The following is an 11787-nucleotide window of genomic DNA, read 5'->3' as shown; positions in this document are numbered from 1 at the left end:
GGAATTATGTTAAAAGATAAACTACCGAACGTGATCACACCCTTGCCGGGACCAAAGGCAAGCGCAATGTTAGAAAGAAGAAAGGAAGCAGTTCCGTCTGCAATTAAGTCTGTTTATCCCTGTGTAATCCAAAGGGGGGAAGGGGCAATGGTGGAAGATGTTGACGGGAACCTTTTTCTTGACTGGGTTGGTGGAGTAGGAGTATTAAATATTGGATACAGTCACCCGGAATTAATTGAAGTGGTAAAGGAACAATCCGAAAAGTATTTTCATGCAATGATGAATATCATCACCCACGAAGGATACGTAAAGCTTGCTGAAAAAATGAACGAGATCGTTCCGGTTCGGTCAAAGGCGAGAAAGACCATGTTTGCCAACTCTGGTGCCGAAGCAATAGAAAATGCAGTAAAAATAGCCAAATCCTATACCGGACGACCGAATATCATTGTATTTTCCGGAGCATTCCACGGAAGAACCCTTCTTGCCGCTACCATGACCGCAAAAAAAGCATATGCGGTGGGGATTGGCCCTTTTCCAGATGGAATCTACCGGGCAGAATTCCCCTATTTGTACAGAAGTCCGGTAGGTTATACGGAAGAAATGGCAGTGGATGAATCCATTTTAAAGCTTAAGAAGGTATTTGAAGAATCCTCACCGGCGGAGTATGTGGCAGCGATTGTAGTGGAACCCGTTCAGGGAGAGGGAGGGTTTATCCCGGCGCCCATGGCATGGGTGAAGGCTGTAAGAAGTATTTGCGATGAACATGGAATTTTACTAATTGCCGATGAAGTACAGACTGGATTCGCTCGTTCTGGGAAAATGTTTGTATCCGATTACTGGGAAGAATCTGGCTGCGCTCCCGATATTTTGGTGTCAGCCAAGTCCATTGCAGGTGGCGTTCCCTTAAGTGCCATAACTGCATCGACAGAAATCTTTGATGGCGTTAAAAATGGGATTATAGGAGGAACCTACGGCGGCAATGCGCTGGCATGTGCATCCGCATTGAAGGTAATAGAGATCATTGAACGAGATCACTTATGTAAACGTTCCTTAGAAATTGCCGCCAAATTAAGAAGTGAATTCAATTCCTGGAAGGATGCCTTTGAAGAGGTCGGAGAGGTAAGAGGGATTGGCTGTATGATGGGGATTGAATTTGTCAAAGACAAAAAGAATAAGGCTCCCAATAAAGAATTAGTAGCCAAACTTGTGAACAACTGTGCGCAACATGGTTTGTTAATTGAAAGTGCTGGGGCCTATTCAAATGTCATTCGTTTTCTATGTCCACTTGTGGTTACCGATGAACAGCTGGAACGTGGACTTGAAATTTTAAAATCAGCCATTGTAACTTGCAGAACGTAGAATTCTGTCACTATTTGGCACATATGCATGGAAACTCACTTTAAAATCCGTTGACGGATGCTTGGTTTTTTCGTATACTTTTTATAACGGCGGACAGGATACGTATAACCGTTTCTGGCAAGCAAGCTGATTGAAGGGCATTTACGACATCGGAGAAAGAGGTGGCATATGGATATAAAAGACATGCTAAATCAGGTGAAAACTGGCGAACTGGATATTGAGACAGCACAACAGCTATTAACGGATCTTCCCTATGAAGAACTGGGTTATGCAAAGTTAGATCATCACAGAACACTTCGTTCCGGTTTTGGCGAGACTATTTTTTGTCAGGGAAAGCCGGATGTTTATTTGGCTGACATTTTCAAAAAATTTTATAAAAGAGATGGTCAGGTACTTGGTACCAGAGCCACAAACGAACAATTTGAGTTGGTAAGAGATGTGATACCAGAGATACAGTATGATCCTATGTCAAGGATCCTTAAGGTGGAAATGCCAAAGGAGAAGACAGGGGGAATTGCCGTCTGTACCGGAGGAACAGCGGATATTCCCGTAGCCGAAGAAGCGGCTCAGACAGCGGAATATTATGGATGTGTTGTGGACCGGATTTTTGATGTGGGAGTGGCTGGGATCCATCGACTTCTTGCGCAAAGGGACCGGATTCGGAATGTGAACTGTATTATAGCAGTTGCTGGAATGGAGGGAGCTTTGGGAACCGTGGTTGCTGGTCTGGTTGACTGCCCGGTTATCGCTGTGCCCACCTCAATTGGCTATGGAGCAAGTTTCCATGGTTTGTCCGCTCTTCTTACGATGCTAAATTCCTGTGCCAATGGTATTTCGGTGGTAAATATAGATAATGGTTACGGAGCCGGCTATCTGGCAGCACAAATTAATCGACTGGCGGTGAGATGACATGGGAAAAATATTATACTTAGAATGCAATTCTGGAATTAGCGGAGATATGACGGTGGGTGCCCTGTTAGATCTGGGAGCGAATAAAGAAGTTCTTATAAGTGCGCTTGAGAGTTTGGGCGTGGATGGATATCATCTTCATTTTGGAAGAACCAGTAAATGCGGCTTGGATGCCTATGATTTTGATGTACATCTGGAAAATGACGTTGAGAAGGAACACAGTCATGAGCAGGAGCATAGTCACGGGCATGAGCACAGTCATGAGCAGGAGCACAATCATAACCATAACCAAGACCATGTACATCGCAGCCTTTCTGACATTTATCCTATCATTGACAAGCTAAAATCCGGTGACCGGGTCAAAAAGCTTTCGAAAAGAATGTTTGAAATCGTTGCAGATGCAGAATCTAAGGCTCATGGAATTCCAGTGGAAGATGTTCATTTCCATGAGGTCGGAGCCATTGATTCAATTGTAGATATAATCAGCACTGCAATTTGTATAGATAACCTTGGGATCGAGGAGGTTGTAGTATCTTCTCTTGCAGAGGGATTTGGCTGCGTTCGGTGTCAGCATGGGATTATTCCTGTTCCTGTTCCGGCGACCGCAAACATTGCTTTGGCCTATGGATTAAATCTGCGGTTTATGGATGTTGAGGGGGAGATGGTGACTCCTACAGGGGCAGCGATCGCCGCAGCTCTTAAAACCAGAAATAAACTTCCTGCATCCTGTCAAATTCTAAAAATTGGAATGGGTGCGGGGAAAAAGGAGTTTAAACAAGCCAATGTCCTGCGCGCAATGATTTTAGAGGAATCAGAGGAAGAGAATGAGAAACGTTGGGTTCTGGAGGCCAATGTGGACGATTCTAGTGGGGAAATGCTTGGACTTGCCATGGAATCTTTATTGGAAGCAGGAGCTGCTGATGTGTGGAATACACCAGTTTATATGAAGAAAAACCGACCTGCCTATATGATCTCTGTGATCTGTGGGGAAGAGGAGATAAGCAAAATGGAAGAAATTTTGTTTCTTCATACCACCACCATTGGAGTGAGAAGATATCCAGTATCAAGAACTGTAATGGGACGGAATGAAAAAAAAGTAATGACCAAATACGGAGAGGCAAACGTAAAGATTTGCACGTATAAAGATCAAGTATTTGTTTATCCGGAATATGAAAGCATAAGAAATCTTTGCAGACAAAGCGGAAAGGATTATCAAGAGGTTTATGCAAACATACGTGAGGAGGCCAAACACTGTGGAACAGAATAAAGATCAGGTAAGGAGGCAATTAGAACAGGCGATGGAAGAATATGCTAAAGAGGATATCTGTTTGGCATTTTCCGGGGGAGTGGATTCAAGTCTTCTTCTTAAAGCTGCCGCAGATGCAGCGAAAATAACGGGGAATAAAGTGTATGCAGTAACGTTTGACAGCCGCCTTCATCCTTCCTGTGATCGAGAGATTGCGGCAAGGGTTTCGAAAGAACTAGGGGGAATCCATAAAGTGATTTCCGTGAATGAACTGGATCAGGATGAGATCCGGTTTAATCCAGAGAACCGGTGCTATCTGTGTAAAAAGAAGCTTTTTCAGACGTTGAAGGATTTTGCCGGAGAAAAGAATATCCGGTATATTATGGATGGAACCAATGAGGATGACCTGCATGTTTACAGACCAGGAATCAAGGCTTTAAGAGAACTTGGAATTATCAGCCCCCTGGCACATCTTCATATTACGAAATCCAAAGTGAAAGAACTGGCTTCTTTCTATGGGATTTCTGTGGCATCAAGACCTTCCGCTCCCTGCATGGCAACCCGGCTTCCTTATCATACGGAGATCGATTATGATATTCTTAGCCGGATTGGGAAAGGGGAGGAATTCGTAAGCGCTCTTGTTAAGGGAAATGTGCGTTTAAGAATTCATAAGGATATTGTACGGATCGAGGTAGATCAGGAAGTGATGGGTGCTTTGCTTTCAAATAGCAAGGAAATTATAGCATATTTAAAAGAATTGGGGTTTTCCTATATTACGATGGATATGGAAGGATTCCGATCCGGAAGCATGGATATAGGGGTTTCACTTTAGTATCAGGCAAATAAAACATACCGTTTGCATCTACGCTAATAGCGGCAGCTTGTGAGTACGGTCAGAAAAATGAAGGCAAAAGGAAAAGAATGGAGCTTACTTGACAATCTTATTGAGTTGCTATAATGTAATACTTAAATAATGGGTGGAGTGGAGATCCAGCAACGATAGGAATGGTTTAGTAGAATAAGGAAGAAGGAAAAAGAGAATGAAAGCGATCGTAGTATATTTTTCGTTTGAGGGGAACACAAAGTTGATTGCAGAGGCAGTGACAAAGACCATAAGTAGCGATTCTGTGGAGTTAAAAACTAGTAAAAAATATCCGACGCAAGGACTGTCTAAGTTTTTTTGGGGAGGAAAAAGTGTGATGTTTGGTGAAAAGCCAGAGCTTCTAAATGAATTGATTGATTTGGACCAATATGACACAATTTTAATCGGTACGCCCGTGTGGGCAAGTTCCTTTGCACCCCCCATAAAAAGTTTTATAGATCAATATAAAATCAAGGGAAGGAAAATCGGCTTGTTTGCCTGTCATGGAGGCGGGGGAAGCAAGAAATGCTTTGAAAAATTCAAAAAAGCACTTGATGGAAATGCGTTTATTGGTGAGGTGGATTTTTATGAACCAAAGAAAAAACCAGAAGAGAGTACCCAAAAAGCGGTTGAGTGGGCTAGAAAGATATCCGGTCCTGCTTCTTGATCGTTAAGATCATGATTGATTTCTGATTCTTTGTATAGTTTTTATGGAAATACGAAAACTAGAATCATAGGAGGTATTATTATGGCAAAATCAGGCATGAGGAGACCAAGTCCTTACGATTCTAAGAATCATGGAACAGAAAATCATGAAAAAATGCATCGTCCTAAGAATGAACAGGCACAAGTACAAGAAATCCAGGGAGCTGCCAAAAATGGCAATGAGAAAGCAGGCCCAATCCATGCACCCAATTGGGCAAGAAATGATTATAAAACAGGTGATAAGTAGTCGGTTATGTTGTTTCAAGCAGGAGGTTTTAACTTCCTGCTTTTTTTTTGCGTTATAATAAAGTGTTAAAATCATAATTACCGCCCATGATCGACAGTTTCAGAGGATTTTATAAACAAACATTATTATTTGATATAATAAATGAATAATGATAGGTGAGGGAGGGCATGAAATTGTTTGAGTGTACAAAGGTGCTTAAAGATGAGAAGGATCGGGACAAAGTGGCTGAAATCTATAAAGATTACAGTAAAACTATGTTATACGTAGCAAATTATATTTTAAAAGAAATTCACTTAGCAGAAGATGCCGTATCAGAAGCTTTTATTAAAATTATTGATAATCTGGAGAAAATAGATCAAATTGATAGTTACCGTACTCGAGCATTTATAATGATCATAGTAAGAAATACAGCCATTGATATGTTTCGGAAACAAAAGAAGAACCAGACAGTTTCACTAAATGAATGCAATTATGCTCTGGGCTATGAAGAATCTGCGTTTGATCAGTTTTCGGTGAGAGAAGCCTGTGTAATGATAGGAAAAGGAATCGCAAAGTTGAGAAAAAATTATTCTGATATTTTGTATCTTAAAATAGAAATGGACTGTTCCTATGAAGAAATGGGGAAAATATTGGGGATTAGTCGGGAAAATGCCAAAATGCGCTTGTATAGAGCCAGAAAGGCATTAAAAGAGGAATTAAGAAAAGAAAAAGAGAAGGAGATAAAATAGCGTCTTTATGAAATCTTTATTTTTTGCTGTTAAAATGCAAGGTAAAAGAAGAGAAGGGAGAATCGATAAAATGCAAGATTATATTCTACAGACAAAGAATCTAACAAAGAGTTTTAGAAAACAAATTGCAGTGGATCACGTTTCCTTATCAATCCGCTCTGGTTCTGTTTATGGATTGCTAGGCCCCAATGGAGCAGGGAAAAGCACCACACTTAAAATGATTGTAGGACTTTTGCGCCCAACAGAAGGGGAAATTTATTTCCAGGGGAAAAAGTGGGAGAGAGCATGTCTGAATGAAATGGGAATCTTAATTGAATCTCCAGCATTATACGGAAATCTTACCGCTAGGGAAAATTTAAAGATACATACCATGGTACTGGGAATTTCCAAAGAACGAATTGAAGAAGTACTTAAGATCGTAGATCTTACTGGCACAGGGAATAAGAAAGCAGCTCAGTTTTCATTGGGAATGAAACAAAGATTAGGCATTGGAATTGCACTTCTAAATCAACCGAAGCTGTTGATTCTCGATGAACCAACTAATGGACTTGACCCTCTGGGCATTCAGGAGTTACGTGAGTTAATCCGGTCTTTTCCAGGTCATGGAATTACCGTAATACTATCCAGCCATATTCTTTCTGAAGTGGAGCAGATTGCGGATGAGATTGGGATTATCAGTGACGGAAGACTGAGTTACCAAAAACCAATTGGACATGAGGAGAATTTAGAAGCCTTGTTCATGAAAGTAGTCAAAGAAAATAGGAGAGTGGTATAGTCATGTTCTCAATTATTCAATCGGAACATCTTAAGCACAAACGAACCTTTAGTAAAAAATTGATTGTGATTGCTCCTTTGTTTTTTTGCTTATATACCGTGATTGTCCAGATTTTTCTTCCTTTAGGTGTGAAACCTTTGTGGGGAACATTCCTCCAGTTGGTATTTAATTGGTGGCCGTTTATTTTTATTCCATTGGGAATTGCTCTTCTTGGTTCGCTGACTGAAAACAGAGAGGAAAAATCAGGAGGTAACCGCAGCCTTCGCGTGCATAATATAAATCCTATCTACCTATGGATTGCTAAAATATTGGTGTTGGCCTATTACATGTTGCTTTCATCTATCGTTTTAATTGCAGTTATCTTATTAACAGGGACTATTTCTGCAGCAGGAAGCGTTCCGATTTTTACAATACTGAAAGCGGCTGTGATCATCTGGTTTGTTTCTCTAAGTCTGATTCCCATTCATCTATTTGTGTCGGCATGGAAGGGAACCGTTGTTTCTATGGGGCTTTCCATCGTTGGAATGTTCGCTGGAGTCATCGTTGCTCCCGGATCTCATTGGTTTTTACTTCCCTGGAGCTGGCCGCTTCGTCTTATGTGCCCAGTGGTAGGCGTTCATCCCAATGGAGTTACACTTGCTCCTTCTGATCCTTTACTGGATCCTTCAGTCATTCCCATAGGAATCTTCGTGTCTTTGGCCGCTTTCCTTATTTTGACGATGTTGACGGCCCAATGGGACAAAAAAAGGGAGGTAAAGTAACTTGAAACTGTTAAGAATCCTATCATCAGACTGGATGAAGACCAAACGTACATCGATTAGAATTCTACTTTTGGTCTCTCCCATTTTTTATCCTCTTCTAATCCTTTGGTATTTTTGCTCCTTTACGAAACCACAAGAATTGGCATATAATATACATATAACCTTTTTCCAGCTAGGAACCGTATTTTTGCCTATGGCGGCGGGATTATTTTCAGGAATTCTTAGTACCCAGGAGGAACATGCTGGTGATTTTATTGGGATGATGACACAACCTGTTTCAAGGGGATTAATCTATTTAAGTAAATTGCTGCTTTTGATTGTTATGTTAGCAGGGGTGATTTTTGAATCGATGGGAATCTTGTTGATTGGGATGAAAATCTTGTTACACATGGAGCAGATAGAGGCAGGATTATTTTTTCAAAGTAGTGTCCTTGCCGTTGCTGGTATGCTGCCGTTATGCTCCTTCTACCTGTTTTTAGGTATACGGTTTGGCCTGGGGGCATCCATCAGTGCAGGAAGTGCCGGACTTTTGATTGCTGCAATTTTTGGAACAACGGTTGTTGGGGATTTAATCTGGCCTTACATTCCGTTTGCATGGTCGGTACGGATTTCCTGGGCTCCGATTGTCCGGATGTCAGGAGTGGATTTACCCGACTCAATGACGAATATGGATTTTTTTATAGAACAATTAAGAAAAGGCCTGATTCCCGCTATATGTTGTTTTTTGTTTTTTACAATCATCAGTTTGGTTTGGTTTCGCAAGTGGGAAGGACGAAAGAGTCATGAATAAAAGAGCTTAGGAGAGCGTATGAGTAAAATTCTTATTATTGATGATGAAAAAGAGCTTGTCATGCTTTTAGAAGACGAATTAAAGACAAGAGGACATGAAATATTAACGGCATTTGATGGGGAAACGGGAGTAGAATTAGCAAAGAACCAGCCTGACCTTATTCTACTGGATATTATGATGCCAATAATGGATGGGTTTGATGTTTGCCGTACCATACGAGATGATGTTTTCTGCCCCATCTTGTTTCTAAGCGGAAGGCAATCGGAATCGGACCGAATCAAAGGTTTGAATCTTGGTGGGGATGATTATATCGTGAAACCCTTTGGACTACACGAGCTGCTCGCCCGAATAGAGGCCAATTTAAGAAGGGAAAAGCGGGCGCAGTACATAAACAAAGAACACAAAAGAGTCAATCTGTATTTTGGAAAGTTAAGTCTGGATGTGAAAGAACGGACCATCCATATCAATGAGACTATGGTTTTATTAACCAGACGGGAATTTGATATTGTGGAACTTCTGGCATTGCATGGTGGTCAGATTTTTGACCGGGAACGGATCTACGAACGAATCTGGGGATATGATGCGGAAGGGGATGCAGCGACGGTAGTGGAACATATAAAAAAAATAAGAGCGAAATTTGCTTTTCTTGATCCTGAGACGGAATATATTACAACCGTATGGGGAATCGGTTACAGATGGAATAAAATGTAGTGAAAAGGTAGGGGAGGTCATGGAAAGTAAATCTCTAAAAGTTCAGATACAGGCTACGTTTGCAAGGATTCTACTATCCAGTATTGCGGCAACGATTATTACCTATCTTTTGTTTGCTATATTGATTTTTTATTTACAGTATAAAGCGATCTATCCAGCAAATTACTACGAGCAGCAGATTCCTTATATTGAATCTTACATAAAGAAGGAAAACGTAGGCTTGTTAAATAAAAAGGCACGTAGAGAACTGGAAAAGATGATACCAGAAACAGGCATAGGCTATCAGGTGCTTGACAATCAATTAAGCATTCTTTCTGGGAATATGGAAGGCACTTTCATAAATAATAAAGAGCAGCTATATGATCAATTGAACACGTTGACAAGCAAAAATGGCTATTACATCAGGACGATTCCACTGATTCGTGGGGAAGACAGTCATATATCTGGGGTTGTTTTGTTATGCTATCAGTTGAAGATGACATATACCAATCATATAGGAAGTATTTGTCTGCCGGTTCTTTTTACACTTGCACTCATATCCCCGTTTCTTTATATGATCCTTTTTACCCTTTTATTTTCCAGAAAATTTTCAAATCGGATCAATTATCCTTTGACTTTATTAAATCGTGCGTCCAAAAAGATAATGGAGAAAGATCTTGATTTTGATATAGATTATCACGCAAAGAACGAACTTGGTGATCTTTGCGTTGCCTTTTCAGAAATGAAAGAGGAATTAAAACATTCCCTCTCTGCTCAATGGGAGATGGAGCGGGACCGGGTCGATATGGTGGAATCCCTAGCTCATGACTTAAAAACTCCATTATCAATTATAGAAAGTTATTCTGAGGCTTTGTTAGACCAGCCGCTTGACAAAGAAGGAAAAATCAGCCGATATTTATCTATTATAAAAAAGAATGCAAATAAAAGTGCGACACTGGTGCGCCAGATGCAATATAGTACGGATTTGGAAAAAGATACAGTTCCCCTTCATCTTGTACCAGTTGTGATTTCGTCTTTTATGGAGCAAAAAATCAGGGATTATGAGCTACAGGCAAATCAAAAAGACATCCGATTGTTTCTTACTGTCACGGGAAACGCTCAAAATCCTGTGCTCACAGATCGGGAAAAATTAGAGAGAATCCTTGATAATTTGTTAAGCAATCATTTAGAATATACCCCTAAGAAGGGGGAAATCCATATCAGTGTTCAAGTAGAGGCAAACCGAGTTTTTTATAAAATAACGGATTCTGGCTGTGGGTTTGGAAGAAAAGATTTGGAGAAAGCTTTTTTAAAGTTTTACAGGGGGGATACAGCGAGAAATCAGAATGACGGACATTCGGGACTGGGGCTTTACATCTCCAGACAATTGGTCGAAAAACTTGGAGGAACCATACATCTATCAAATAAGGAAGATTTCGGTGCCTGTGTAGAATTTTGGCATAAAATTTACGAAGACAAATAGCATGTACTAGGTAGGGTAAAAAGGAGGGAAAGATGGTTCAATTATTGATCGTTATAATCTACATTTCTTTTATTAGTTTGGGGCTTCCCGATGCTTTATTAGGATCTGCATGGCCGGTGATGTATTCTGAAATGAATGTGCCAATATCCTATGCAGGTATTCTGTCTATGATCATTGCCGGGTGTACTATATTCTCTAGCTTGTTAAGTGGACGTATGGTTCGTAAGGCAGGTACTGGGGTCGTAACCGTTATCAGTGTGGGAATGACTGCGGTTGCATTGTTTGGCTTCTCTATTTCTCCCAGTTTTTTATTCCTTTGTATTTGGGCGATCCCCTATGGGTTGGGAGCAGGAGCGATTGACGCTGCATTAAATAACTTTGTGGCCTTGCATTATAAAGCCAGACATATGAACTGGCTCCATTGTTTTTGGGGCCTAGGAGCGACACTGGGTCCTTATATTATGGGAGCAAGTTTAACGGGGAATCTAGGCTGGCAGCATGGCTACCGATTTATTTCTTTGATTCAGATTTTATTAACAGCCATCCTTGTTCTATCACTGCCATTGTGGAAAAAGCAGGTGGACCAGACAAAGGAAGAACAAAGTGAGATGCCAACGTTTCGTATAAAAGAGATTCTAAGGCTCCCATGTGCCTGGCAGACTTTGATCGCTTTCTTTTTTTACTGTTCCCTAGAACAGGTGACCGGATTGTGGGGAAGCAGTTATATGGTATTAAAAAAGGGGATTACACCGGAGACTGCCGCCTCATTGATCTCTTTGTTTTATCTTGGAATCACAGGTGGGCGTTTTTTAAGTGGATTGCTGACAATAAATATCAACACAAAAAATTTAATCCGATTGGGTCAGGGGATCGCAGGCTTTGGAGTCGTATTATTATTTATCTCACAAAACACAATCCTTATATCTGTAGGGTATTTGCTAATAGGACTTGGCTGTGCGCCCATTTTTCCAAGCTTACTCCATCAGACACCGGAACGGTTCGGAAAAAATGCGTCCCAGTCGATGATGGGGGTGCAGATGGCATGCGCTTATGTCGGCTCTACTTTTTCTCCTATTACGATAGGTTTTTTGACACAAAAACTTGGGATTACATGGTATCCCCTATTTCTGCTTGTTTTTATTGGTGGTATGATTTACTTGATAGAATCTTGCAACTACAAACAGGTGAGAAGGACAGGAGATTAACTTAGGAGTTGATTAAAAAAAGAATTG

Annotated in this window: 13 protein-coding genes; all 13 read left to right on the top strand. The window is 40.8% G+C overall.

Going from position 1 to position 11787, the window contains the following annotated elements:
• Window positions 1-6: 6 nt before the first annotated feature.
• Window positions 7-1359 (top strand): aspartate aminotransferase family protein, encoded by a 1353-nt coding sequence (locus tag EFT72_RS06965; RefSeq protein ID WP_124066190.1) that lies wholly within the window; start codon window positions 7-9, stop codon window positions 1357-1359.
• Window positions 1360-1527: 168 nt separating this feature from the next.
• Window positions 1528-2268 carry a nickel pincer cofactor biosynthesis protein LarB gene (larB, locus tag EFT72_RS06960; RefSeq protein WP_124066189.1) on the top strand — a complete coding sequence of 247 codons (741 nt, stop codon included), beginning with the start codon at window positions 1528-1530 and terminating at the stop codon, window positions 2266-2268.
• Between the two features lies 1 nt (window position 2269).
• Window positions 2270-3535, top strand: coding sequence for a nickel pincer cofactor biosynthesis protein LarC (larC, locus tag EFT72_RS06955; RefSeq protein WP_124066188.1), 1266 nt, complete (start codon window positions 2270-2272; stop codon window positions 3533-3535).
• Complete coding sequence (larE, locus tag EFT72_RS06950) at window positions 3522-4346, top strand: ATP-dependent sacrificial sulfur transferase LarE (protein ID WP_279221983.1); 825 nt, start codon at window positions 3522-3524, stop codon at window positions 4344-4346. Before larC ends, larE begins: the two co-directional genes overlap by 14 nt.
• A 208-nt stretch (window positions 4347-4554) precedes the next feature.
• Complete coding sequence (locus EFT72_RS06945) at window positions 4555-5043, top strand: flavodoxin (protein ID WP_124066186.1); 489 nt, start codon at window positions 4555-4557, stop codon at window positions 5041-5043.
• 81 nt (window positions 5044-5124) lie between these two features.
• On the top strand, window positions 5125-5328 hold the full coding sequence (locus tag EFT72_RS06940) for a hypothetical protein (RefSeq protein WP_124066185.1): 204 nt from the start codon (window positions 5125-5127) through the stop codon (window positions 5326-5328).
• 167 nt (window positions 5329-5495) lie between these two features.
• Window positions 5496-6056 (top strand): sigma-70 family RNA polymerase sigma factor, encoded by a 561-nt coding sequence (locus tag EFT72_RS06935; protein WP_124066184.1) that lies wholly within the window; start codon window positions 5496-5498, stop codon window positions 6054-6056.
• A gap of 70 nt (window positions 6057-6126) precedes the next feature.
• The gene (locus tag EFT72_RS06930) at window positions 6127-6831 is read left to right on the top strand and encodes a lantibiotic protection ABC transporter ATP-binding protein (RefSeq protein WP_124066183.1); all 705 of its coding nucleotides are present in this window, start codon (window positions 6127-6129) and stop codon (window positions 6829-6831) included.
• Between the two features lie 2 nt (window positions 6832-6833).
• Window positions 6834-7592 (top strand): lantibiotic immunity ABC transporter MutE/EpiE family permease subunit, encoded by a 759-nt coding sequence (locus EFT72_RS06925; protein ID WP_124066182.1) that lies wholly within the window; start codon window positions 6834-6836, stop codon window positions 7590-7592.
• A 1-nt stretch (window position 7593) separates the two neighbouring features.
• Entirely contained in the window at window positions 7594-8382 is a 789-nt protein-coding gene (locus tag EFT72_RS06920; RefSeq protein WP_124066181.1) for a lantibiotic immunity ABC transporter MutG family permease subunit, read from the top strand.
• 18 nt (window positions 8383-8400) lie between these two features.
• Window positions 8401-9093, top strand: a complete 693-nt coding sequence (locus tag EFT72_RS06915; RefSeq protein WP_124066180.1) for a response regulator transcription factor — start codon at window positions 8401-8403, stop codon at window positions 9091-9093.
• A 19-nt stretch (window positions 9094-9112) separates the two neighbouring features.
• The gene (locus EFT72_RS06910) at window positions 9113-10555 is read left to right on the top strand and encodes a HAMP domain-containing sensor histidine kinase (RefSeq protein ID WP_124066179.1); all 1443 of its coding nucleotides are present in this window, start codon (window positions 9113-9115) and stop codon (window positions 10553-10555) included.
• A 32-nt stretch (window positions 10556-10587) separates the two neighbouring features.
• Window positions 10588-11760: an MFS transporter gene (locus tag EFT72_RS06905; protein ID WP_124066178.1), complete on the top strand. Its 1173-nt coding sequence runs from the start codon at window positions 10588-10590 to the stop codon at window positions 11758-11760.
• Window positions 11761-11787 lie beyond the last annotated feature (27 nt).

The sequence above is a fragment of the Clostridium sp. E02 genome, assembly GCF_003833015.1.
In the GTDB taxonomy this organism is placed as follows: Bacteria; Bacillota; Clostridia; order Lachnospirales; family Lachnospiraceae; genus Lacrimispora.
The sequence above is the reverse complement of the archived record's forward strand: the minus strand, read 5'-3'. Positions and strand labels throughout refer to the sequence as shown.

Excerpts from the sequence above, each read along its gene's own strand:
- EFT72_RS06935 (WP_124066184.1), top strand. The coding sequence starts at position 5,496 with ATGAAATTGTTTGAGTGTACAAAGGTGCTTAAAGATGAGAAGGATCGG.
- EFT72_RS06910 (WP_124066179.1), top strand. The coding sequence starts at position 9,113 with ATGGAAAGTAAATCTCTAAAAGTTCAGATACAGGCTACGTTTGCAAGG.
- EFT72_RS06965 (WP_124066190.1), top strand. The coding sequence starts at position 7 with ATGTTAAAAGATAAACTACCGAACGTGATCACACCCTTGCCGGGACCA.
- EFT72_RS06930 (WP_124066183.1), top strand. The coding sequence starts at position 6,127 with ATGCAAGATTATATTCTACAGACAAAGAATCTAACAAAGAGTTTTAGA.
- larC (WP_124066188.1), top strand. The coding sequence starts at position 2,270 with ATGGGAAAAATATTATACTTAGAATGCAATTCTGGAATTAGCGGAGAT.
- EFT72_RS06940 (WP_124066185.1), top strand. The coding sequence starts at position 5,125 with ATGGCAAAATCAGGCATGAGGAGACCAAGTCCTTACGATTCTAAGAAT.
- EFT72_RS06925 (WP_124066182.1), top strand. The coding sequence starts at position 6,834 with ATGTTCTCAATTATTCAATCGGAACATCTTAAGCACAAACGAACCTTT.
- EFT72_RS06905 (WP_124066178.1), top strand. The coding sequence starts at position 10,588 with ATGGTTCAATTATTGATCGTTATAATCTACATTTCTTTTATTAGTTTG.
- EFT72_RS06945 (WP_124066186.1), top strand. The coding sequence starts at position 4,555 with ATGAAAGCGATCGTAGTATATTTTTCGTTTGAGGGGAACACAAAGTTG.
- larB (WP_124066189.1), top strand. The coding sequence starts at position 1,528 with ATGGATATAAAAGACATGCTAAATCAGGTGAAAACTGGCGAACTGGAT.
- EFT72_RS06915 (WP_124066180.1), top strand. The coding sequence starts at position 8,401 with ATGAGTAAAATTCTTATTATTGATGATGAAAAAGAGCTTGTCATGCTT.